The following is a 435-nucleotide window of genomic DNA, read 5'->3' on the forward strand; positions in this document are numbered from 1 at the left end:
GGGCTATAGGCTTTAAGATAGAGACTATACAGGTAGATAATGGATATGAGTTTGTAAATGATAAAGATGTAACGGATAGGGAAGATGGAAAGATATTGTATAGTAGGAAAGAATTTAGGAGCGAGGAAGAATTAATAGAAAATGTTAAAAGGCATGAAAGGCTGTATAATAATAGGGCAAAGACAGTGCTTAATTTTAAGAGTCCAAATGAGGTTGTGAGGGAATAGAGGCTTAAAAGGGCAACCCCAATCTCACTTCACACACTCTAACAATCAATTAAACACTAAACATTAAACAACACTTAACTAAACTAAACACTTAATTAAACACTTAGACAATTAACTAACTCTAACTCATATTAAATTTATTTCTTATTATGTAACTAATGTATTGACAATTAAAAAACTTTATTAAGAGGTTTAAATTTTTTCTCTT

Annotated in this window: 1 protein-coding gene; it reads left to right on the forward strand. The window is 29.9% G+C overall.

The annotated features are described in order from the left end of the window. The coding region (locus tag AYC60_RS08820) for a hypothetical protein (protein WP_459076622.1) at positions 1 to 227 on the forward strand (227 nt) is incomplete at its 5' end. Positions 228 to 435: the final 208 nt, after the last annotated feature.

The organism is Streptobacillus felis, assembly GCF_001559775.1.
Taxonomy (GTDB): Bacteria; Fusobacteriota; Fusobacteriia; order Fusobacteriales; family Leptotrichiaceae; genus Streptobacillus; species Streptobacillus felis.